The following is a 20,825-nucleotide window of genomic DNA, read 5'->3' as shown; positions in this document are numbered from 1 at the left end:
TGGATTTAAAGGCTAGTTCATCAATTTCAACAAAACGATTCTCGGTGGATTTAATGATGTGCCTCTCTGCTAGTTGCATTCAGACTCTCCATTTTTTGACGATCGCAATAATTCTCTCAGTTGACCATTTTGACTATATGATACTACTATTGCTTACTACTGCTTACAAACTTAATAAAGTTTTATAATACATTTTTTATGATTTCACCTAAAAACAAAAAAACACTCGCGCTTCAAGAAACGGAGAGATGTTGAAAACAAGCAGCAGCTTGGGCCTGCTTACCGTTGCTGACCGACCTGCTTGTTTCGTTTTCTGGTGGAACAGATGATTCCTGCGCCTGTCAGCAGGAGTGCTACCACAGTACCGGGTTCTGGGATAGTTGTTCTTCTAATGACGGGGGGGTTTATGTAGTTTGGCAATATCGGCGATGGCACCTGTATCGGCGGAACTGGCGATGGCGATGGTGATACCGGTGGTATGACCGGTGGTATGACCGGCGTGGGTAATATCGGTATCGGGGTTGATGGTGGTGGTGAGGCTACCGGTGGTTCCGGTACTGCGGGCTCTACTATTATAGGGCCTGGTGATTGGACTACCGGCACTTCCGGCACTACAGGTTGTACGATCGGTATCGGTGCTGGATCTACCAGCGCTTCCGGTACCGCGTCTCGCACGGGTGCAGGTGATGTCGGTACTTCGACTGGTACGGGTGTTGGTGATTGAGGGCTGAGGGAATTATCAGGGACGCAGGCACTTGAATAGTTTCCGGGCCCGCACACATCGACTGCTGCTGAAGCCGGAGGGGCGGCAGCTAGATAGTAGAACCCTGTTGCCATTGTGGCAGAGAGTCCAATTGCTAGTTTTGCCAGTGGCGTACACATAACTATTTAGTTAAACAGTGGTAAAATCGGAGAATAGAAGTAGTGCTAGAGATTAGCGCTGCACGGCGGGCATAGATTTTAGAGTTCTTACCATAAATTGATGTTTTCTCTCCCGGACGCCTGTAAAAGATAGTATAGCGCTTGAGGCGATCGCCCAAACACTTTGGTCGTCTTATTTTATTTGACCCTAGTCGCCTAGGGTGGTTTGCACCGTCTGGCAACCTCTGAGCTAACAGCCCTTACAGCTATTAAAAGAGAGTTTTTACCGATACTTTTTTGCTAACATTTGCTAACAAATACATAAGTTGAGATCGGATCTCAACCAAGGCCTATCAACCTATGCCCGTAAAAATTTCTACAAGCACTTATATTCTTGCGTTCAGCTTGGTTATCGCTTAGCGCTATTAGCCAATCTGATTATTTGCTTTGATACTGTAGAGGCAACTTATTTATATAGCGGTTGCGTACTACCAAGGTTTTTCACCTACATCTGAGTGGGTAAATTCATAAAATAGCTCGGTAAGTGGGAAACGAGCGAGACTTTAGTCCTGAGAGGGAAACGACGGGCGCGGTTTCAACCGCCTTGAATCCCCTTGCGGGGTTAGAGGGGTATGGTTGCCGCTCTAGGTCGATATGGTTGTCTCCAAATCCCTTTCGGGTAATGTTAGCTTCGCCAAAGTTATAAGGGCTTTTTCCGGCTAGCAGCAGTGTAAAGCGTGACTTTAGAACTGTTTAACCACGCTTCGACAGAGCAAGGGACTAGCTTCGCATCCACAGGGTGTCGTGACCCAAATAACGTAGACCTCGAAGGTCTGAGGCCCGTCAGTACAGCTTGCTCGATCTCTCTAACAAGCTCAGTGGCTTGAGCCTAGAGTTACTGACTCTATATGATACGAAGACCTATGACAAATGTAAGCGATCGTCCGTGCAAATGTCCGAAAAAGTCTTACTGTTAATCAACCTTGAGCGCCGCCTCCTGAAGTTAAGTATGTAACCGATCGCAAACTATATCTGCTGTATTCTAATTAGCAATCCACAATCTGACTATTCTTTTATAGTCTCATGCTTCGACGAGATCTGTCCTCAGTATATGTACGTGTATTCCCGAATGTCAACTACTGAAAAGGAATATTTAAGTATTTACCGAGGGTAGAGGGCGTATTGAATGAGCTGGGCTAGTCGATCGCGCAGGCTTTCCATGCCGAGACCTTTGGCGGCCGAAATAAATACGGCTTGAGGAAACTCTTCTCGGGCGAGAGCAAGAGTATCTCCATCTACGGCATCGATTTTGTTAAATACTACAAGGGCAGGCCCGGGAGTTACGGGCATATCTGTCAAAATATTCATGACGGAGCGAATTTGGCTCTGCCACGCGGGATGCGAAAGATCGACAAGGTGCAGCAAAGCATCGGCATCTGTAACTTCTTCGAGGGTAGCCCGAAAAGCGTCGATCAATGAGAGGGGAAGTTCGCGAATAAAGCCCACTGTATCTGTGAGGACGATCGACAGCGGTTCTTCGGTGAGGGCGCCAGGAATCGTCAGCTTTCGGGTGGTGGGGTCGAGGGTGGCAAATAATTGGTCGGCTGCGTAGACCTCGGAATTTGTGAGCAGGTTGAGCAGAGTCGATTTACCTGCATTGGTGTAGCCGACGATCGCGGCTGAGGGTACGTCCATGTGGTGCCGGTTCTGTCGCAGCCGGAAGCGGTGGGCTAGGAGTTGATTTACTTCTTGCTGCAATCTTGAAATGCGTTTGGCGATCGTCCGGCGTTCGGTTTCGAGTTTAGTTTCCCCGGGGCCTCTGGTACCGATACCGCCGCCTTGTCTCGACATTGCTTGACCGCGACCTGTCAGGCGGGGCAGGCTGTACTGTAGTTGAGCGAGTTCTACTTGCAATTTACCTTCGCTCGATCGCGCTCTTTGGGCGAAGATGTCGAGAATTACCTCCGTGCGATCGACGACACGAATACCAATCTGAATTTCCAAGTTGCGTATTTGTGCGGGGGACAAGTCGCGATCGAATACCACGAGGTTAGCGCTAATCGTTTGAGCGGTGAGGGAAATTTCTTGAATTTTGCCTTCGCCGACGACTGTCTGCGGGTGGGGGTTCGATCGCTTTTGACGCACTGTTTGCAATACCTGACCTCCGGCGCTTTCCACCAGCCGCGTGATTTCTGCGAGTCCGTCCTCAAAATCCAGCAGAGTCATGTGCTGAGTCATCACACCAACCAGCAGCACTTTGTCTTGGTCTGCATCTACTTGTTTGGCGACAAATTCTGCTTGAAAATCTGCTTCGAGTCCTTCCACCAACTCCAGAAAGTCTTGGTCTGCGAGGTCGTCCAAACTCAGTGGTTCTGATATTTTCCAGGGAAAGTTTTGAGTTTTGATTGGTGAGTTTTGAATTAAAGGCTCTTCTATTTCCTCTGTTTTAGTTGAAGCTGGTTCTAACTTAGCGCTCAACACAGAGAACTCAAAATTTGGTCGGTCTCCCTGGGGTATCAGGTGAACCAGATAAGTGTCTTGGATGTAACCGGCCGCACCGCCGCCGCGGCGCTGAAATCCTCCGCCGCTTAGAGTCAGCCAAACCAGGGCATCGAGGCGCTGAATTGCCATGGCGGTGATGGCTGCTTCGCTAGGGATTTCGGGCTTCAAGTGGGTGGCGATGCAGCGAATGCCACTGAGGCGACCTCCTCCGTAGCGGGGCAATTCTAGGGGTGCAATCTGGGTTTGGCGGGGCGTACCGACGCCGACGCGAATTACTTGTCCGCGACGGTTGATGTAGGTGCAGATTGGCTTGTCGATTTCGGTACTGATGGCGGCGACGCGCTGTGCGAATTCTGCCGTGGTGATGCGATCGCCCGGTAGTCTTTGGTGGTAAAGCTTTTCGAGTTGTTTGAGTTGGCTGGATTTGAGACCCTGAAGATTGCCGTAGATGGTTTCGATAACTGTTTCTCCCTCGCGCTCTGTCTTTGTTCCTATTTTAGTTAAGTTAAGGGCGATCGTGTTCTGTTTTGCGGTTGAAATTGACTATTTTTTTTTCCTGTAGCTTCTCGCGACTTCAGTATTGTCGAGTCACAACGGCCGTTGTTTGTCGCAGCAGGGCTTCGCAAGCTTTTCACAGCAGCCATCTCAACTTGCAGTTGTCTTTAGTATCTACCGATACAGGCGATCGCTGAAAAAATGGTTTTTAACAAAATTTAACACGTCATTTTTGTCTCAAAATCCTCCTTTAGACTTGTATGTATTTTGCACCTATCGACAGATAGCAAACTAGAAATTAGGTCGCTACCATGATAAGCGAAACATTGTTAAGGAATGTAAAAAAATGGAAACTCGCCCTACTAACTTACCTCCTACCGCTAATGCCTACAACGGCAAAGATCGGAACGCCTTTTTGTTTGGGTTAAACCCACAAGCAGAACTTTGGAACGGTCGCTTAGCGATGATCGGTTTCTTAGCTTATTTGCTTTGGGACATGGCTGGATATAGCGTTCTGCGCGACATACTTCACTTTCTGCCTACCTACATCGCTCACTAATAACGAGCATTCTATCCTGTCTGGTAGTATGAGGAAATGCCACAACTGCCAGACAGCCTAAAAGTTACAAATGGCAGCGAGTAGGATTTTGTCCCTTTGTATTTTTCGTTACTTTTGAATGGCATTAACAGACTTCTTGCTCTGATGCGATGATTCTGCGTAGGGGCGAGAGGAGTGGCGCGGTGAATATTGATAGACAAACAGATATTGTTCATGTTTCATGTTTCATGTAGATACAGAAGAGTATTTATTACACCTAACTCGTTATATTCACTTAAATCCAGTTTGTGCTACTAATATAGTTAAAAAAGCCGAGGCTTGGGAGTTTTCTAGCTATCAAGAATATAGCGGTTTTTACAAAGATTCGCGGACGTTGTTGGGCTTGGGCTCTCTTGATTTCAGCGGTTATGTAAGCTGTCAGCCATACCTCATCTTTTTGAGAAAGGCTATATATTGATTTGCGCCAGGGTAGTTTGCCTAAAATAGATCGAGTGCGATCGCAATTTCAGTCAGCAGATGCTTATCGTTACTTTTTAGAAGATTTAACTAGCGATAAATTAATCCAGCATTTAACCTTTGAAGAATAGAAAGAACCTACGTGCATCCAAGAAACCCGGTTTCTGAGTTCCACGCGCAAGCGTCCAAGAAACCGGGTTTCTCTGAGAATTTACGCCTCTTCACGAGATTTTCCGAAGAAACCCGGTTTCTGAGTATCGCGCGATCGGGGATTGTTGATTCTGACCCATCAGAAACACTATCAACTATCAACTATCAACTGACTAATTACTTTAGTTCATTGAGCGCCGCCTCGGCTTTTTGTGCGCCATCATTGTTGCCTTGCTGGCGGTAAGTGTCTAGGGCTTGTTGAAAAGCTTGAATTGCGTCGGATTTGCGATCGCGCGCTTTGAATGCTTGACCCATGTTGTAATAAGCTTCTCCTCGGGCTGGATCGAGCTGGATCACTCGCCGAAAAGTGATAATTGCTCCTGAAAAATCTTGTTTTTCTAGTTGAATTTCCCCGATTGCAACGTATGCGCTCACTAGATTCGGTCGCACGTCAATCGCTCGCTTGTAAGCTATAATCGCTCCTTCTAAGTCGTTTTGAGCTCTGAGAAGTTCGCCAATTTCTAACTGTACTTCGGGATTCCGCGGCTCTAGTTTTGACGCTTCTTCAAAAGCTGCTAGCCCTTCGGAAGTGTTGCCGCTACGCAGCAAAGCAGTACCTAATTTTAACTGAATGCTGGCTTGTTTGGGAGCGAGTTTGGCTGCTTGTTTGAGCACGGTGACAGCACTGGCAAAGTTTCCCTGCTGGATCAATACTAAACCCAATGAAGAATAAGCTTGCCAATTTTTGGGATCGAGGGCGATCGCCTCTTGGTATGCTTTAAATGCACCGCTGTAATCTTTTTGCTGAAACAGCACCACTCCGAGTCCAATTCGGGCGTTGACATTTTTGCGATCGAGCACAGCGGCGCGACGGTAAGCTGCTGCTGCTGCGGGATAGTTTTGCAGGTTCGCCATAGCATATCCTAAGGCGTATTGAAAGTCAGCATTTTTGGGTTCCAGACCGATCGCCTGTTGGTAAAATTCCACTGAGGCTTGATAGTTACCCTGACGCGCTTGTAGATAGGCAATACCGGAAAAAATGCGCGGGTTTTCCGCATCTAAACGGGCTGCTTGTTGATAAATGGCGATCGCCTTACTGTAGTCTCCTAAATCTACCAACTCGCGTCCTTGCCGCAGCAGACTATCTAAATTTGCATTATTTTTAGGTTGAACTTCCTCTGGTGTGTCTGCTGAGAGCGCTATCTGCGGCGTTGCGATCGCGAATCCCGCTACCAAAAGTGTACTGAATACCAAGAGACTTTGTTTGTGGACGGCCATTTTTTTCAAAGAGTGTGTGGATTAAAAGAGCGAATTGGTGTCAGCTTAACAAGCTTACAGCTTAGGGTTTGCCTGGAATCTTTGAGCGGGGAGATGTAGTAAACCTACAGAAATCGACCAACTCAAAATTTTCGCACTTGAGGCCAACTGATGATTGTAACAACAACTGATATCATCCAAGGAGCAGAAATTCAATCTTACTTGGGAATTGTAACTGCCGAGGTTGTCTACGGCACAAACGCCCTGCGAGATTTCTTCGCGGGTATTCGCGACATCATCGGCGGGCGCACCGGCAGTTACGAGGAAGTGTTTCTCAAAGGACAGCGAGATGCCCTCGCGGAACTGGAAAAACGGGCCCAGCGCCTGGGTGCTAATGCCGTGATCGGGGTGGAAGTTGACACCGGCACGATTAATGTAGACTCTTCGGGGGCTTTGCTGTTGATTACTGCTGTTGGGACTGCTGTCAGATTGCGTTAATAAGCCGCTTTTCCTCTATACATCAGCGAACTTTTTTAACTGGATAAAATAGTTATTGGTTATCAGCCATCAGTCATCAGTCATTAGCTAATAGCTGCTGGCTGAAAGCTGATGACTTTTTAGTTTATTTCTTCAGACATAGATACTGGTTATTTCCCCAGGCAGATATGGTTTCTATCAATCTCAGCCACAATCAATGCTTAGGTGAAAGATTGTTAAAAATAAAACCAACTCTCAAAGGAAAGGAAAAGCTATGGCATACGTAAATAGACCAGTAGACAACGTTGTTACCGAGCAGACTCTAGTTAAGCCGGTCATGGAATATCACGATTTAGTGCGGTGGGGCCCAATTTTTTCAGGTTTGGTAATTGCGATCGGCACACAACTGGTGTTAAGTGCGTTGGGTGCGGCGATCGGGTTGAGCAACATTGCTAATTCAGGAGCTCCGCGCAGTATTGCAGGCAACGTCGGTACTGGAGTAGGAATTTGGTCAATTATCAGTTTATTAATAAGCTTGGGCGTTGGCGGTTGGGTAACTGCTCGCGCTTGCGGCCCGATGAACCGCAGCACCGCGCTTTTGAACGGAGCAATTTTGTGGGCAACTACCTTAACAATTGGCTCTTGGCTGTTAGCAAATGGCGTAGCTGGGACTTTTGGCGTAGTAGCAGCGAATGCCGGAGCAGCGATTAATCAAGCCCAACAAGGCGGCGTAAATCTACCCAACCAAGCGCCTAGCGTTTCTGCTCAGGATGCTCGGAATATTGCTGAAAATGCCGCTAAAGCTGGTTGGTCATTTTTGTTCGGCTCATTATTGGGTTTGGTTGCTTCAATGGCCGGAGCATCTGCCGGCGCCCGCACTCCCCGGAATCACTTGTAAAAGTTTGGTGGAACAATCAAACTTCCGGTTCATGAAAGCACTTTTTCAAGGTGCTTTTTTATTGGGTGAATTTGTGTATTCTTCAGTCCGCGAAGGCGGACTTTGTTTGTGTACTAGCGGTTTCAACCGCCGAGTTTTATTTGTATAATGCGCTTTTTGCTGAGTCTAGATCCCCCTAAATCCCCCTTAAAAAGGGGGACTTTGATATCTTCCGGTTCCCCCCTTTTTAAGGGGGGTGCCAGGGAGATCTGGGCCTAGTCGTCAAACAGTAAATCGATAGTACATTTGACGTTAAGTTGACACTAATGGTACTCCGCGCGCACTAATAAATTAAGCTGTGAAGTATTTAGCGGCTGGGTGATAGGTGATAATTGCAGTGGTTGACTGTTCCGGATAAAGTTGTTCGCTTTCATCCATATACAGGTTTATACGATCGCACTTTAGCAAATCCAATTGCTTGTACTGATCCGCCATATTCGGACAAGCAGGATAGCCGAAACTGTAGCGCGAACCGCGATATCGCTGCGCCAGCATATCCCGAATATTATCCGGTTCCTCGCTAGCAAAACCCAATTCCCGGCGAATCCGCGCGTGAGTCCATTCGGCTACTGCTTCCGCCGTCTGTACCGCCAATCCGTGGAAGTAGAGATAATCGGTGTATTGATTGTTAGCAAATAGCTTTTGTGCGTACTCCGTAGCAACTTCTCCCACCGTCGCTACTTGCATCGGAAATACATCGATTTTACCCGATTCTTTCGGTGCGAAGAAGTCGGCAATGCACAGCCGGCGCGCCGATTTTTGCCGGGGAAATGTCAATGTTGTCACAGGCAAGATGCCTGTGCCACTATTGGCATTCACAGGCAAGATGCCTGTGCCACTATTTTCTGCTGTGGGGTGGGCATCTTGCCCGCCCTTCATAATTTCTGGGTCATACAGATACAAGGAATTTCCTTCAGCTTGACAGGGGAAATACCCGTAAATTGCTTGCGGGTGCAGTAACTTTTCGGTGATAATTTTGTGTTTCCATTCTTCCAAGATTGGATAGACTTTTTCAGCTAAGAAAGCATCGTATTCTTCCCGCGATTGGTCTTTTGGCTTGCGGAATTGCCACTGTCCCGCAACTAATGCTTGCAAATCCAAGTGCCAGAAAAGCTCTTCAAACGGGATTTCTTCGGGCGATAACAGTTTTGTACCCCAGAAAGGAGGATTCGGGCGATCGATATTTGCATCAACTGCTTCGGATCGCCTGGTATCAATAATCACCGGAGTGTCTGCCTTCTTAGCATCCTCAACCGCAGTTTCTGCCGAAGTTTTAGCTGCTTTCACCGCCCCGTTACTATTTTCAGCTTCATCCAAGAATCCTTGCAAATCTTCCCAGTTACCAGCAGATTTTGCTGGCATCAGTTTGTCCATGAAATGCAAGTCAGAAAACGCATCTTTGCCGTAAACAACTTTACCTTTATAAGTATTTTGGCAATCTTCATGTACAAACTTGGGAGTCAAAGCCGCGCCGCCCAAAATTACGGGAACAGTGATTCCTTTCTGGTTGAATACTTCCAGATTTTCCTTCATAAATGCGGTGGATTTTACCAGCAAGCCACTCATGGCAATACAATCGGCTTTGTGCTTTTCGTAGGCTTCGATGATATTATCAACTGGCTGTTTAATTCCCAAGTTAATCACTCGATAGCCGTTGTTTGATAGGATAATATCAACCAAGTTTTTGCCGATGTCGTGAACGTCGCCTTTGACAGTTGCAATGATAAATGTGCCTTTAGCATTGTCCCCGGATTCGGACTTTTCCATGTACGGTTCTAAATAAGCAACTGCCGCTTTCATGGTTTCTGCTGACTGCAATACAAATGGCAATTGCATTTGTCCCGAACCGAACAATTCTCCGACTACTTTCATCCCATCTAACAAGAAGGTATTGATAATTTGCAGGGGCGGATAGGTTTCTAATGCTTTGGCGAGTTGGATGTCGAGGCCGATGCGTTCGCCATCGATGATGTGGCGCTTCAATCGTTCTTCGACGGGGAGGTTTTCGTCTTGGGTACGATCGCGCTTGGTAGTTTTGCCCGCAAACACCGTTGTTAGGTCGCCCAAGGGGTCGTAAATGCAAATATCGCCGTCGAACTCCCGTTCGTCGTAGATCAGTTTGCGGCAGATTTCCTGGTGTTTGGGGTCGATTTTGGCGATCGGCAAAATCTTGTTAGCGCTGATAATCGCCGAATCCATCCCCGCCTGCATCGCTTCGTGCAAAAACATGGAATTGAGAACTTGGCGCGCCGCCGGATTCAAGCCGAAGGAAATGTTAGAAACTCCCAAAATCACGTGACATCCCGGCAATTCTTGGCGGATGCGGCGGATAGATTCGATGGTAGCTTTGCCGTTTTTTCGGTCTTCTTCAATCCCGGTAGAAATCGGCAAAGCCAGGGTGTCAAAAAAGAGTTCTGAGGCGGGAATTCCATAGGCGACGGCGGCGTTATAGGCGCGTTGGGCGATCGCAAATTTTTGGTCAGCAGTGCGCGCCATCCCATCTTCATCAATCGTTCCGATCACAATCCCTGCGCCGTACTTTTTAGCCAACTCCAAAACTTGATAAAAACGCGGTTCTCCGTCTTCATAGTTAGTAGAATTCAGCAAACATTTGCCGCCCGCAACTTTCAAGCCAGCTTCCATCTTTTCCCACTCGGTGGAATCCAGCATTAAAGGCAGAGTTGCATTAGTCACAACCCGGGATACTAATTCTTTCATATCGCGCACGCCGTCGCGCCCGACATAATCGACGTTGACATCGAGAACGTGCGCGCCTTCTCGCACTTGTTCTCTAGCCATTGCTACTAAACCGTCCCAGTCTTCGGCGTTTAGCAAATCGCGGCATTTTTTGGAACCGCTAGCGTTGAGTTTTTCCCCGACAATTAAGAAGGAATTTTCTTGTTCGTAGGGTTGGGCGCTATAAATTGAAGCAGCGGCTGGTTCCCAAGTAATTTCGCGAATTTTGGGTTTAAGAGTTGTGCCAATTTCTGACAGTTCGCGGATGTGATCGTAGCGAGTACCGCAGCAGCCGCCAATGACTTGCACGCCTAAGTCTTCGACGAAGCGCATCAAGGCCATTTTTAATTCAATCGGCGTCAGTTTGTAGTGTGCGTGGCCGCCAATGTTTTCGGGTAAACCAGCGTTTGGTACGCAGGAAACCACGAAGGGCGAATGTTCGGATAGATATTTGACGTGTTCCGCCATGCGATCGGGCCCGGTGGCACAGTTTAATCCTAAAATATCTATGGGATACGGCTGCAAAATAGCTAAAGCGGCGCTGATGTCGGAACCGACTAACATTGTGCCGGTGGCTTCCATTGTGACTGATACCATCAGCGGAATCCGCGCACCTTTTTTCTTAAATACTTCTTCAATGGCATTTAATGCTGATTTAATTTGCAGCACGTCTTGACAAGTTTCGACTATAAATAAGTCAACGCCGCCGTCATAAAGTCCTTCGGCTTGTTCGGTAAAAGCGGCGGTTAGCGTGTCAAAATCGATGTGTCCTAAGGTTGGCAATTTGGTACCCGGGCCGATCGATCCTGCGACAAATCTCGGTTTTTCGGGCGTGTCAAATTCTGCTGCGATATTCTTGGCGAGTTCAGCCGCCGTTTTGTTGAGATAATAGGCTTTGTCTGCTAAATCGTACTCCGCGAGCACGATGGAAGCAGCGCCGAAGGTGTCTGTTTCGATGACATCGGCGCCTGCTTCGAGGAATCCTCGGTGCACGATGGCGACGGCTTCCGGCTTGGTGTGCACGAGATATTCGTTACAGCCTTCGTATTCTTTACCGCCGAAGTCTTCTGCGGTGAGGTTTTGGACTTGCAGGTTGGTTCCCATGGCGCCGTCGAAGACGATGACTGGGCGCGAGGGGTGGTGGAGTCGATCGAGAAATTTGCTATTCATCAGCGGTAAAAAGACGTAGGTGCTATATATTTACAATTTTATCTATTGTGCAATATTGTCAACAATTATGCGTATGTTGGGGAACGACTGATGACTGAAGGATTTAATGCTGCTGACGGTAGTTCGATCGCACCTACGATCTTACCGATCGCCCTGGATAATTGTCAAAATTCTGCTGTGGGCGCGGCTGTGGGGGCTAAACTGGCGATCGACTCTGAGGGGTTTTTTCGCTTAACTGTTGAGGAATTTTGCGAAAATGCGATCGAGATCGTGAAACGAGTGATGCAAAAGGGCGATCGTTTTATTTTACAGCAAGCAGGGAAGGATCTAGCTGCGATCGTTCCCGAAGCAGAGTTTCACAAGATAGATTATCTCATGGAAGAACTCAAACCCTCACAATTCTTTCCTGACGAAGAAGCATATTATGAAGATGAGAGAGGAATCCACTGCATTTACCCGGACGAACTTGTAGAAGACTTTGATAATATTTTAGCAGATGTCAAGGAATTCGACGAATTATTTGGCTTATTGCCCACTGAGGAAATGGGAGAAAATATTGATATTTTCATGTCTGTAGCTATTCTCATGTCGATCGATCGTTTTTGGGTACCGGAGTACCTAATCGCCGAGAAATCCCGACTAAAAATGCTATCATAATACTATTAGTAGGGTGTGTCGCCATTGAAATACCTCGCATCAGATCGACAATCTCATAGCGACGCACCTGACTATTAGTAGGGTGTGTCGCCATTGAAATACCTCGCATCAGATCGACAATCTCATAGCGACGCACCGGACAAAATACTAAACAACACTTCTTTCCTAACACGGCTGTTTATAACTGCTATAAGTTTGTTCACCTTCGATCGCAAAACCAATACAGAGGACTCGCAATATGAATCCGCAAACAATAACCCCGTCTCCTCCCGTACAAGAGCAAATTATCCGAGAGTCAAAAGTTGTTTTGAAAGGCGTTAGCTGGCAAACTTTTCAAGCGTTGCTTGCTGATGTTGGAGACGATCGTGCGTGGAGAATTGCCTATGACAATGGAGTATTAGAAATCAGAATGCCCTACCAAGAACATGAAATGCCTACAGGGATGTTAGAAAGTTTTATTGAAGCCCTAGCAGATGAGCTAGAAATTGAGGTAATGAAACTCCGATCTCTGCTGCTTAAACGAGAAGATTTAAGTCGCGCGATCGAACCAGATACCTGTTTCTACATCCAGAATGAAGCTTTAGTAAGAAGCAGAGATATTGACTTGGAAACCGATCCGCCGCCGGATTTGGCTGTCGAGTCGGATTACACCAATTCTTCTCTAAACAAATTCGCAATTTATGCAGCTTTGGGCGTTCCAGAAATTTGGAGATACCGCCGCCAAACTCTAGAAGTTTATCAACTTGTCGATGACAAATACGAGAGTGTTGGTCAAAGTGTAGCTTTTCCATTTTTGCCGATCGCAGAAATACCAGGATTTATCGAACAAAGCAGGGCGATCGGACAAAGATCGGCCGTGCGTCTATTTCGGACAAGAATTAGAGAAATTTTGCAAAATTCCAACCTATAATAAATGTAAAATTCCAACCCATAATAAAATATAATTGGGGTGGATCTGAGTTTGGTAAATATGATTGTAGGGGCGAAGCATGACCGCAGTCAATATGAGATTATAACTAATAACTCATATACGGTCATGCTTCGCCCTCTTGAAAAACCCGATGCACCCTATAATTGGTTCGTAGCCAGGACTTCAGTCCGCATCCAATCCAAGGACTGAAGTCCTCACTACGAACCTTTAAGAAGGACTGAAGTCCTCACTACAAACCTGTGAGTCTTAAAAAATATTAAATTTTTTGATTATTTCTTTCGCATCTTTCTCTGTGAACCTCTTTTAGCCAGGTGCTTAATTTCATTGTCGGCTGGAACATCCACTTGTTCTACAATTTCTAAATCCAAAACTTCAACCTCGCCTCCGCTGATTTCTTCAGCTTTCTCAACATCCTGCAAATCCTGCTGATGTTCGATTAACTCCAATCCAAATCCAGAATCTAAAATCGGCAATTCATCGATTTCTTCACTAATTTCAGATTCTCCAACCCAATCGTCAATTTCCGCCGCTAAATCTTCCTCAATTTCTTGACTAATTTGAGTTTCTCTAATTTCCTTCTCTACTAGCTGCACCGATAACTGCTGGTTTTCCCTTGACAAATGCTCAATCTGAGTCGATTGAATTCTAAGCTGTTCATTCAAAACGCGAATTTCTCGGTTTTGCTGCTGAATCATTTCTTCCCCATCAGCAATAGTTCGATTTCTCTCTAATATGACTTCATTTCTAGTTTCTAATTCCAAAGCGCTCATTGCTGCTTTAATTACATTATAAAAATGCGGCTTAGACACATCAACTTGTTTAGCATTATGGCGACTTTTCCCCAAAAGTCCAATCTTTTCTCCTTGCTTAACAGCCAACACAAAACCTTGATGATTTTTAATTTTTAATTCTTTGACAAAATCAACTTGAACTAAGCTGCAAATATATCTGTGACAGTCATAATAAAATTCTGCTTTCATGAAAAAGCACCCCTTTCTGCTACAGTCCCGCAGAATTATAGCACGAAGAATGTTAAATCTCGAACAAAATCTCTAAACCTATGGTGCGCGCCGATCGCCCTACCATAATTTCAAATGTATGCGATGTCAAGAGTTGTTGCTAAAATTAATCAAAAATTAAGCGTATCGCGAGTAAGCCCTGGCATTTTTAATGATTTTTTGAAACGAGCGGGCGAGACTTAAAGATTGAAAAAATAGTCATCCCTATAGCCATCAACGGTTTGAGATACTAGATTAGATCTAAAACTGTCCTTCGTATTGCTAATCAATAATAAATAATATCTTCCTCCAACTCAATCACACCCGCAATCAACTTCCAACAAGGATCGTCTCCTTCCCAATCATCAGGCCGCCAAGGCATACTTAAACTGATGGTTAGCAAACAAGCTTTTTCCGGGCGATAACCCAAATCCAACCTTCTAGTAAACACCGGATCGGTAATTGTTGCCGTCAATTTTTGATTGTATGCAGTTACAATAGATCCTTCCCATTTATTCCCACTTTCAAATCTTTTGCCGACCATTCTTACGGTAAATTTTACTGCTTTTATTAATTGTAAAGTAATGCGCTCTTCCCTTGGCAAAGACTGCATATAATCTACTGTCACAAATCGCAAATCATTATGCAAAATATATGCCCGATCGCGGAAATATTTCAGTAAATATGCAGAAGAAACCTTCCCGACGTGCTGCCATTTTCCCGGAATAATAGACAGATTTTCACACTCAAAACCAAAATCCGGCCCCGTATTTGCCAAAGGAATGTCTATAACATCTAATAATGCCGGTTCCAGTCTATTTATCTGCCGTATTTCTTTAGGAATCTGGCCGTCTGGTAAGTCGGAAATTGGACGTACCCAGTTACCATTAATTTCATTAATTCCAGCGATGCACCTGTCACCTCGTTTCCAGGAATTAGCAAGGCAAATTATCCGAGTCATTCGATTTTAGATGTTAGATTTTAGATTGATTCCTGTATTTATGGCGTACACTCCCCGCCAGCTATGCAATTCAAAGATGACTAATTTTGACATTTTGCCACTTATCGTTGAGATATTCAGCAACTAAACGGCGGTGACAGTTGTGAGGCTGTGGTTCGCTACAAAGCAGACACCCGCAGTCTAGAATATCCGGCGAAATTTTTTGCTCAATTTGTCGATCGCGAATCAACTGCAAAAACTGCTGTTCATAAACATCCCAATCTCCCTTTTTCTTTTTATAATCATCCAGAATATCTTGAGTCGGCGCTAAATCCAGAATATGCACATACTTAATATTACCAATTGTCCGCAAAAAATACTCTAAATCTTTCCGCTTAGCAAAACCAGCTAACTGGGACACATTATTCAGCCGCGTATCTATCACCCTGCGGACTCCGGCTTTTATCAAAGTATCAAAAAATTGCTCGGCGCTTTTTTGAGTAAAACCAATTGTAAATAAATTAATTGCTTTCTTTGGTGACATAAGCGATTTCCAATCCATAACGATAATAAGCTGTTTCTAAATCAACTATTTCATCTTTAACTTGAGGTTCTAATTCAAACAAGCTTAACTGAATTGGCTGATTATTTTTTTTACCTTTGTTAAACTTGCTCAAAAGTCTTGCTTCTACATCCTGATGCGATTCTAAACTGCCATCGGACAGAATATGATTTATTTGCAAATTAAATTCTTTGAGTTTGTGGCAAACTAAAATAGTGCGGTGACAAGTAATCGGGTCTTTTTCCGCACACATTAAACTGATTTTATAATTGGTGGCGCCTTTGAGCAAGCGTTGAATTCCTGAGGCAAATAGAGGAGTCGCTGCTATGCGATCGTACAAAGCTTTACCGCTAGTATCGTAACAGCTTAAGTCTTCCGGCCTCGCACCCAATTCTTGCCCCAAAAAAACATATTGAATGCCCGCAGCAGACAGAGAAGCTGTAATTTCTGATTTATTAAAATGAGGTAAATAGCGGCTGAAAGGATGCGATCGCACGTCCGCAACCGCTGTAATTCCGTGTTGTTCCAATAACAAAATAAACGCTTCAATACTGTGATTGGAGTGTCCGATCGTAAATACTTCCATTGCTTCGATCTTACTATTAAGTATTCAGCTTGCAGGCTAGATTTTCTGTAGTCTGATAGTTTCAACCAGCAGGTTTCTTCACCAACTTTTGAATCCCAATTTGCAAACCCAGCAGCATTAAGCCGACTGCCGCCAGCCCAAAAACGCCCGTACCTAAAGCCACCATCCCCACGACTAAAGTTCGCACGGCGACACTAATTTTAAGCACAGTAATATTGGTGGAATGCAGCGGCTTGCTAGCAAAATTTAGAGCGATCGACATAGTTAGCGAATACAAACCAAAAGCGAACACACTCGCGATCAGCGAACCAATCACGCACCGCAAAACAGTCGGCTGCTTGGGAGATGCAGGCGTTGCATCCCGCGCCGAACTTAGAGGTTCAGAAGTGGAATTTGGATTAGTTAAATCAGCCATGGCGATTTTAGATTTTAGATTTTAGATTTTAGATTTCTGGTTAATTTACCAAAACTAAAATCGGTGTTTCATGTCATTTTATCAGTTCTGCGATCTTAATAGACTCCGCGCAAAGTTAGATTCATTTTTGCCGTTAGCGCAGCCCTCGGAGAGGATCGCCCCCACTGACATTTAACCGACGATCGCGATCGCACCCGACAGCGAGTTACACCCTCACAATCGGCGGTTTCGTATCATTTCCTTCCGAAAAAATCCGAATCCCAGTATTGCTAAACTTTGCTACCCAAAAATCCAAATCGGGAGAAGCGATCGCACTTTTCACCCGTTCCAGAACCTGCTGAGCCTGCTCTGGAGACTCACACAGCGCAAACACCGTCGGCCCGGAACCGGACATCATCGCGCCCAAAACCCCCGCCGACTCAAAAGCCTCCCGCAATTGCAACACCTGCGGGTACACGGGTAAAGCAACTTTTTCTAAATCGTTGTGCAGCAATTGACCAATTTTCGATCGATCTTTTTGGGCGATCGCCCCCACCATCGGCCCTGAATGTAGCCTTTGGCGGCGACATTCCAAATCTTCTGGTGCACAATAGGAACTACTGAACTGTTTGCGATAAGTTTGATACGACCATGCAGTAGAAATACTGAGATTGCGAAACTTCGCCAGCACCACACAAAAACCTCCCAAATCAGGCAGGGGAGAGAGTTTATCCCCACGACCTGTTGCCAGAGCCGTACCTCCTCCAATGCAAAAAGGCACATCAGAACCCAGAGTTCCCCCCAACTCTTGCAACTCCGATTGAGTGAGTCCCAATTGCCACAGCAAGTCCATCCCGACTAAAACTGCGGCAGCATTTGCAGAACCGCCGGCGAGCCCCGCGGCCACCGGAATCTGCTTGTGAATGGCAATCTCGACTCCGCCGTATTTCGCCAAAGCATCTGGAAATTGCTGCGCCAACAAATCCGCCGCGCGATAAGCCAGATTATTCTTGTCCGGCGGGACTTGGGGGTGATCGCAGCGCACGCGGATCGTGTCCGTTCCGATCGGGCGCAAGTCAATTCGATCGGCCAAATCTATGCTTTGAAGCACCATCGCCAGTTCGTGATATCCGTCGGGGCGATCGCCTATTATCTCCAAATACAGATTGATTTTTGCTGAAGCTAGCAGAGAATATGAACGCATAGGTGATTAAGCCGCGGGTGAAAGAAACCCCTGGTTGAAGAAATTAATTGACACCAGTCAGACTACATTTTCTCACAACTCAAAGGAAATATTATGCAGGAAATGTGGAAAACTTTTTTTAGTTCGGGGTCATTTATTCCCCACGGGCGCTGTTATCGATGGCAGACCAAGTTAGTCTGGCTGCACGTAGCCTCAGATTCAATAATTGCGATCGCCTATTTCTCGCTCCCGATTACACTGCTTTACTTTATTTCCAAACGCGAAAGTCATTAGTCATTATTCATCAGTCATGTTTTGCGAGTAAACAAGAGTTCGCGAACGTTATTAATCATCAGTTATCAGTAAACTTATTGCATAAATCTTTGATTGATAGGCGAACCACAGATGCAACCGACGATGCAACGCAGATTATTTCCAGATAAGAAAGCTTGGGAGTGCAAGGATTCTAGTCATCGGAAAACAAATTATTGCTCAAATTTACCCATTGCGCCACGCTTAAATCTTCAGCGCGAGATTGAGGATTGATCTGTAACTTTTCTAACAATTGAACGAGTTTATCTAAATCCACAGATCCTTTTAAATTATTACGCAGCATCTTGCGCTTGCTGCCAAATCCTAACTTGACTAAAGTCTCTAAATAACGCGGATTAACTGCTGGCGTTTCTATCACTCGGGGCAGCAGCCGCACCACGGCGGAATCGACTTTTGGCGGCGGATAAAAGTCTCTAGACGGCACATCGCAAATTAACTCGCATTCTGCTAAATACTGCACCCGCACCGACAAAGCGCCAAAAGCTGTCGAACCAGGTTTAGCGTAAAGCCTTTGGGCTACTTCTTTCTGCACCAACAGGACGATCGCATCGAAGGGTTTCGCAACCGGCACAGATATCGTTCCCAGCAGTTTTTGCAGGATGGGGCCGGTGATATTGTAGGGAATGTTGGCAACAACTTTATTGGGATCTTGGAATTTGGGAAAGGCGATTAGTTCAGCCTCTAAATCCATTTCCAGAAAATCGCCTTGTAGCAGTAAAAAGTTGTCGTTTTTGCCTAGTTGCTTGGCGAGTTTTAGGCACAAATCTCGATCGATCTCCACCGCAACAACAGACTCAGCCGCAGCAAGCAAGGGTCGAGTCAGAATCCCAGTGCCCGGCCCGATTTCCAGGACGCGATCGCCCGACAAACTCGCCGCTTTGACAATCTTATCTAAGGCTTTCTCGCTTTTGAGCCAATGTTGAGCAAACTGTTTCCGGGGTCTGGTCGATCGCATTTTTTGAATTCTTCGAGAAATCTTAGCCTGCCATTCTATCACAACCCCATATTTTTTCCCAAGCTAAAGTTATGTTTATTTTTGTAAACAGGGGTTGAATTCAGCAAAAAACTTGGGCATCATAAAATAATTAACGATAAAAAATAAGTTTATTTCTTCCCAATTACCAATTACCAATTACCAATTACCAATTACCAATTACCAATTACCAATTACCAATTACCAATTACCAATTACCAATTACCAATTCCCCAAAAATGAAATTCCAACGAGTATTTGGTACATTACCCCAAACCCAAGCCAGCGCGCCCGGAAGAGTAAATATGCTGGGCGAACACACAGACTACAACGATGGATTTGTACTTCCGACTGCGATTGGGCAGCGCACAACAGTACAAATTGGCTTCAGCAGCGATACCCGACACCATTTTTATTCAGCCGAATATGACGAACTCATAAATTTTTCAGACGACGATACCATACCGCAAAAATTCGTCAGTTATATCTGTGGCTGCATCAGACTTTTAGAAAAAGAAGGGTACAAAATACCACCAATAAATCTCTACATTACCTCCGATGTGCCGATCGGCGCCGGTTTGTCCAGCAGCGCGGCTTTAGAAATAGCCACCCTCAGAGCAATCCGCGCGCTGCTGAACCTCCCCCTAGACGACGTGCGGCTGGCTCAAATCGGACAGCTAACCGAAATCCGGTATGCCGGGGTGAACTGTGGCATCATGGATCAAATGGCGTCGAGTTTAGCAGACACCAACACGATGCTATTTATCGACACCCGCAGCCTCGAATACCGCGCGCTACCTTTTCCCACAGGCACAGAAATTTTAGTCATTGACAGCGGTGAAAGCCACAACCTAGCAGCCGGAAGTGGCTACAACCAGCGGCGTGCTGAGTGCGAAGAATCCGCCCGGATATTGGGAGTTAAAGCCCTTAGGGATATCAGCGATCCCAAAGCAGTGGAAGTATTGCCAGAACCCCTAAAAAGGCGATCGCGCCACGTAGTCACCGAAAACAACCGCGTGCTGCAAGCTGTAAAATCTTTACCAGCCGAACGTTTCGGCGATTTAATGAATGCTTCCCATGCGAGTTTGCGCGACGACTACGAAGTTTCGGTGGTTGCAGTAGATGCCTTGGCGGCAATCTTGCAGTCAATCCCCGGAGTCTTCGGCGCGAGGCTGACGGGCGGAGGTTTTGGCGGTGCTTGTGTTGCACTGGTTAAGAGTGGGAAAGCCGATGTTATTGCATCAGAGGCGATCGATCGTTACCACCGCGCGGGTTATAATGGTCGCGTTTTAGTTCCCGAAGTTCAAGTTAATTCTTAATCGCAGAACTATCTCCCGACACCGAAGGCCACCGCACAGTCACGATAACCGAATCCTCCTCGGCCGACCAATAATGAGGCACTCCCGGCAGCCAGAGAGCATAATCTCCTTCACAACACAGCAAGATTTCTTGCGAAGGAAATTGCAAGCGAAACCGCCCTTTTACCAGAATAGAAAGCGTAGTTGCTGCCGCATTTACCGCCCACTGAGTCCTGCAATCTCCGGCGGAGTGAACGCCCCATTTTACCTCTAACCCACATTCCGCAGATATTCGATCGGATTTAATTTCAAAAGAATTCAGAATTCTCAAAACCTCAAATAATTGCTCTGCAATCATTTGAGGCTTTTT

The 20,825-nt window shown here is 45.9% G+C and carries 20 protein-coding genes; 8 read left to right on the top strand and 12 right to left on the bottom strand.

Annotated features, from left to right (window positions below; genetic code table 11):
- Positions 1 to 279 precede the first annotated feature (279 nt).
- Entirely contained in the window at positions 280 to 882 is a 603-nt protein-coding gene (locus JGK11_RS29280; protein ID WP_293185837.1) for a PEP-CTERM sorting domain-containing protein, read from the bottom strand.
- Between the two features lie 1,140 nt (positions 883 to 2,022).
- Complete coding sequence (gene hflX / locus JGK11_RS29275) at positions 2,023 to 3,669, bottom strand: GTPase HflX (protein WP_366027226.1); 1,647 nt, start codon at positions 3,667 to 3,669, stop codon at positions 2,023 to 2,025.
- A 535-nt stretch (positions 3,670 to 4,204) separates the two neighbouring features.
- Between hflX and JGK11_RS29270 the strand changes: the two genes are divergently transcribed.
- Together JGK11_RS29270 and JGK11_RS29265 are read left to right on the top strand one after the other, a co-directional pair.
- Positions 4,205 to 4,417 carry a chlorophyll a/b-binding protein gene (locus tag JGK11_RS29270; RefSeq protein ID WP_293147923.1) on the top strand — a complete coding sequence of 71 codons (213 nt, stop codon included), beginning with the start codon at positions 4,205 to 4,207 and terminating at the stop codon, positions 4,415 to 4,417.
- 220 nt (positions 4,418 to 4,637) lie between these two features.
- Positions 4,638 to 4,874 carry a hypothetical protein gene (locus JGK11_RS29265; RefSeq protein WP_293213965.1) on the top strand — a complete coding sequence of 79 codons (237 nt, stop codon included), beginning with the start codon at positions 4,638 to 4,640 and terminating at the stop codon, positions 4,872 to 4,874.
- 326 nt (positions 4,875 to 5,200) lie between these two features.
- Here JGK11_RS29265 and JGK11_RS29260 read toward each other — a convergent pair whose 3' ends face one another.
- Complete coding sequence (locus tag JGK11_RS29260) at positions 5,201 to 6,301, bottom strand: tetratricopeptide repeat protein (protein WP_293193293.1); 1,101 nt, start codon at positions 6,299 to 6,301, stop codon at positions 5,201 to 5,203.
- 150 nt (positions 6,302 to 6,451) lie between these two features.
- Here JGK11_RS29260 and JGK11_RS29255 point away from each other — a divergent pair, with 150 nt between their 5' ends.
- Positions 6,452 to 6,778 (top strand): YbjQ family protein, encoded by a 327-nt coding sequence (locus JGK11_RS29255; protein ID WP_172184303.1) that lies wholly within the window; start codon positions 6,452 to 6,454, stop codon positions 6,776 to 6,778.
- 253 nt (positions 6,779 to 7,031) lie between these two features.
- Positions 7,032 to 7,655, top strand: a complete 624-nt coding sequence (locus JGK11_RS29250; protein ID WP_293185976.1) for a hypothetical protein — start codon at positions 7,032 to 7,034, stop codon at positions 7,653 to 7,655.
- Between the two features lie 330 nt (positions 7,656 to 7,985).
- Here JGK11_RS29250 and metH read toward each other — a convergent pair whose 3' ends face one another.
- A complete protein-coding gene (gene metH, locus JGK11_RS29245; protein WP_293213962.1) occupies positions 7,986 to 11,600 on the bottom strand; it encodes a methionine synthase in 3,615 nt (1,204 codons plus the stop codon).
- Between the two features lie 90 nt (positions 11,601 to 11,690).
- Here metH and JGK11_RS29240 point away from each other — a divergent pair, with 90 nt between their 5' ends.
- Both JGK11_RS29240 and JGK11_RS29235 read left to right on the top strand, forming a co-directional pair.
- Complete coding sequence (locus JGK11_RS29240; protein ID WP_293193291.1) at positions 11,691 to 12,257, top strand: type II toxin-antitoxin system Phd/YefM family antitoxin; 567 nt, start codon at positions 11,691 to 11,693, stop codon at positions 12,255 to 12,257.
- A gap of 238 nt (positions 12,258 to 12,495) precedes the next feature.
- Positions 12,496 to 13,167 (top strand): Uma2 family endonuclease, encoded by a 672-nt coding sequence (locus tag JGK11_RS29235; protein ID WP_293185980.1) that lies wholly within the window; start codon positions 12,496 to 12,498, stop codon positions 13,165 to 13,167.
- A gap of 290 nt (positions 13,168 to 13,457) precedes the next feature.
- On the opposite strand, the gene JGK11_RS29230 is transcribed toward JGK11_RS29235, so the two are convergent.
- The 6 genes from JGK11_RS29230 to ispE all read right to left on the bottom strand — a co-directional run bounded on the left by JGK11_RS29230 (position 13,458) and on the right by ispE (position 17,872).
- Entirely contained in the window at positions 13,458 to 14,168 is a 711-nt protein-coding gene (locus tag JGK11_RS29230; protein ID WP_293185981.1) for a hypothetical protein, read from the bottom strand.
- Between the two features lie 304 nt (positions 14,169 to 14,472).
- Complete coding sequence (locus JGK11_RS29225; protein WP_293185982.1) at positions 14,473 to 15,147, bottom strand: hypothetical protein; 675 nt, start codon at positions 15,145 to 15,147, stop codon at positions 14,473 to 14,475.
- 70 nt (positions 15,148 to 15,217) lie between these two features.
- Positions 15,218 to 15,670 carry a DUF488 domain-containing protein gene (locus tag JGK11_RS29220; RefSeq protein ID WP_293185983.1) on the bottom strand — a complete coding sequence of 151 codons (453 nt, stop codon included), beginning with the start codon at positions 15,668 to 15,670 and terminating at the stop codon, positions 15,218 to 15,220.
- Positions 15,648 to 16,274 carry a DUF488 domain-containing protein gene (locus JGK11_RS29215; protein ID WP_293185985.1) on the bottom strand — a complete coding sequence of 209 codons (627 nt, stop codon included), beginning with the start codon at positions 16,272 to 16,274 and terminating at the stop codon, positions 15,648 to 15,650. The genes JGK11_RS29220 and JGK11_RS29215 overlap by 23 nt, the downstream gene beginning before the upstream one ends.
- 61 nt (positions 16,275 to 16,335) lie before the next feature.
- The gene (locus tag JGK11_RS29210) at positions 16,336 to 16,689 is read right to left on the bottom strand and encodes a DUF3082 domain-containing protein (RefSeq protein ID WP_293185987.1); all 354 of its coding nucleotides are present in this window, start codon (positions 16,687 to 16,689) and stop codon (positions 16,336 to 16,338) included.
- Between the two features lie 205 nt (positions 16,690 to 16,894).
- Positions 16,895 to 17,872 carry a 4-(cytidine 5'-diphospho)-2-C-methyl-D-erythritol kinase gene (gene ispE / locus JGK11_RS29205; protein ID WP_293213959.1) on the bottom strand — a complete coding sequence of 326 codons (978 nt, stop codon included), beginning with the start codon at positions 17,870 to 17,872 and terminating at the stop codon, positions 16,895 to 16,897.
- A gap of 93 nt (positions 17,873 to 17,965) precedes the next feature.
- On the opposite strand from ispE, the gene JGK11_RS29200 reads away from it, so the two are divergent.
- Positions 17,966 to 18,145, top strand: a complete 180-nt coding sequence (locus JGK11_RS29200) for a hypothetical protein (protein WP_293185988.1) — start codon at positions 17,966 to 17,968, stop codon at positions 18,143 to 18,145.
- A gap of 172 nt (positions 18,146 to 18,317) precedes the next feature.
- Here the strand turns inward: JGK11_RS29200 and rsmA are convergent, their stop codons facing one another.
- On the bottom strand, positions 18,318 to 19,139 hold the full coding sequence (gene rsmA / locus JGK11_RS29195; RefSeq protein WP_293185990.1) for a 16S rRNA (adenine(1518)-N(6)/adenine(1519)-N(6))-dimethyltransferase RsmA: 822 nt from the start codon (positions 19,137 to 19,139) through the stop codon (positions 18,318 to 18,320).
- 257 nt (positions 19,140 to 19,396) lie between these two features.
- On the opposite strand from rsmA, the gene galK reads away from it, so the two are divergent.
- Positions 19,397 to 20,476: a galactokinase gene (galK, locus tag JGK11_RS29190; protein ID WP_293185992.1), complete on the top strand. Its 1,080-nt coding sequence runs from the start codon at positions 19,397 to 19,399 to the stop codon at positions 20,474 to 20,476.
- On the opposite strand, the gene JGK11_RS29185 is transcribed toward galK, so the two are convergent.
- Positions 20,466 to 20,813, bottom strand: a complete 348-nt coding sequence (locus tag JGK11_RS29185) for a signal peptidase I (protein ID WP_293213971.1) — start codon at positions 20,811 to 20,813, stop codon at positions 20,466 to 20,468. The genes galK and JGK11_RS29185 overlap by 11 nt on opposite strands.
- Between the last annotated feature and the right edge of the window lie 12 nt (positions 20,814 to 20,825).

Source organism: Microcoleus sp. PH2017_34_RAT_O_A (assembly GCF_020737885.1).
Lineage (GTDB): Bacteria > Cyanobacteriota > Cyanobacteriia > Cyanobacteriales > Microcoleaceae > Microcoleus.
The sequence above is the reverse complement of the archived record's forward strand: the minus strand, read 5'-3'. Positions and strand labels throughout refer to the sequence as shown.

Coding starts and splice junctions, on each gene's coding strand:
- JGK11_RS29225 (WP_293185982.1), bottom strand. CDS start 15,147: ATGACTCGGATAATTTGCCTTGCTAATTCCTGGAAACGAGGTGACAGG.
- JGK11_RS29270 (WP_293147923.1), top strand. CDS start 4,205: ATGGAAACTCGCCCTACTAACTTACCTCCTACCGCTAATGCCTACAAC.
- JGK11_RS29210 (WP_293185987.1), bottom strand. CDS start 16,689: ATGGCTGATTTAACTAATCCAAATTCCACTTCTGAACCTCTAAGTTCG.
- JGK11_RS29240 (WP_293193291.1), top strand. CDS start 11,691: ATGACTGAAGGATTTAATGCTGCTGACGGTAGTTCGATCGCACCTACG.
- metH (WP_293213962.1), bottom strand. CDS start 11,600: ATGAATAGCAAATTTCTCGATCGACTCCACCACCCCTCGCGCCCAGTC.
- JGK11_RS29220 (WP_293185983.1), bottom strand. CDS start 15,670: ATGTCACCAAAGAAAGCAATTAATTTATTTACAATTGGTTTTACTCAA.
- JGK11_RS29260 (WP_293193293.1), bottom strand. CDS start 6,301: ATGGCCGTCCACAAACAAAGTCTCTTGGTATTCAGTACACTTTTGGTA.
- JGK11_RS29255 (WP_172184303.1), top strand. CDS start 6,452: ATGATTGTAACAACAACTGATATCATCCAAGGAGCAGAAATTCAATCT.
- JGK11_RS29230 (WP_293185981.1), bottom strand. CDS start 14,168: ATGAAAGCAGAATTTTATTATGACTGTCACAGATATATTTGCAGCTTA.
- JGK11_RS29235 (WP_293185980.1), top strand. CDS start 12,496: ATGAATCCGCAAACAATAACCCCGTCTCCTCCCGTACAAGAGCAAATT.
- JGK11_RS29200 (WP_293185988.1), top strand. CDS start 17,966: ATGCAGGAAATGTGGAAAACTTTTTTTAGTTCGGGGTCATTTATTCCC.
- galK (WP_293185992.1), top strand. CDS start 19,397: ATGAAATTCCAACGAGTATTTGGTACATTACCCCAAACCCAAGCCAGC.
- JGK11_RS29265 (WP_293213965.1), top strand. CDS start 4,638: ATGTTTCATGTAGATACAGAAGAGTATTTATTACACCTAACTCGTTAT.
- JGK11_RS29215 (WP_293185985.1), bottom strand. CDS start 16,274: ATGGAAGTATTTACGATCGGACACTCCAATCACAGTATTGAAGCGTTT.
- JGK11_RS29185 (WP_293213971.1), bottom strand. CDS start 20,813: ATGATTGCAGAGCAATTATTTGAGGTTTTGAGAATTCTGAATTCTTTT.
- JGK11_RS29250 (WP_293185976.1), top strand. CDS start 7,032: ATGGCATACGTAAATAGACCAGTAGACAACGTTGTTACCGAGCAGACT.
- JGK11_RS29280 (WP_293185837.1), bottom strand. CDS start 882: ATGTGTACGCCACTGGCAAAACTAGCAATTGGACTCTCTGCCACAATG.
- rsmA (WP_293185990.1), bottom strand. CDS start 19,139: ATGCGATCGACCAGACCCCGGAAACAGTTTGCTCAACATTGGCTCAAA.
- ispE (WP_293213959.1), bottom strand. CDS start 17,872: ATGCGTTCATATTCTCTGCTAGCTTCAGCAAAAATCAATCTGTATTTG.